Annotated in this window: 1 protein-coding gene; it reads left to right on the top strand. The window is 63.5% G+C overall.

Translation table 11 applies throughout. The annotated features are described in order from the left end of the window. Window positions 1-86: 86 nt before the first annotated feature. Complete coding sequence (locus HNW77_RS17260; protein WP_172159324.1) at window positions 87-596, top strand: peroxiredoxin; 510 nt, start codon at window positions 87-89, stop codon at window positions 594-596. Window positions 597-647 lie beyond the last annotated feature (51 nt).

The raw sequence follows: 647 nt of genomic DNA, 5'->3' as shown, positions 1-647 counted from the left end.
TGAAGCGTTGCATGATCACCCCCGTTTCAACCCCGCCGGGGCCAGCACGTGACATGGCCCCCGCACCCGCAGCAGCAAGGCAGGTCATGAGCAAGGCTTCCATCGCGTTTCCCGAACCCGGCAGCGCCGTCCCCGATTTTGACATGGCCGCAAGCGGTGGCCGCACGGTCAGCCTCAAGGGCGAGAAGGGTCATCCCTTCGTGCTGTATTTCTACCCCAAGGCCAATACATCGGGCTGCACGAAGGAAGCCTGCGAATTCGAGGCTGCCCTGGCCGACCTGCACAAGGACGGCGTAAACGTGATCGGCGTCTCGCGCGATGGCATGCCCGCCCTTGAAAAATTCGCAGCCGACCATGCCCTCACCTTCCCGCTCGCCTCCGACGCGGATGGAAGCGTGACCGAGGCCTACGGCGTGTGGGTGGAAAAATCGATGTATGGCCGCAAATACATGGGCATCGAACGCGCGACCTTCCTTGTCGATGCCACCGGCCACCTCGTTCAGGCCTGGCGCAAGGTCAAGGTCACGAACCACGTGGCCACTGTGCGCAAGGCCATTACGGCCCTGACGCTACAGGCTGGCGCCAAAGGTCAGTAATACGGGCGCGGCGCGCCATACGGCCCATAATACACACCCGGCGGGGGCGGT

The organism is Komagataeibacter melomenusus (assembly GCF_013155395.1).
GTDB lineage: Bacteria > Pseudomonadota > Alphaproteobacteria > Acetobacterales > Acetobacteraceae > Komagataeibacter > Komagataeibacter melomenusus.
The sequence above is the reverse complement of the archived record's forward strand: the minus strand, read 5'-3'. Positions and strand labels throughout refer to the sequence as shown.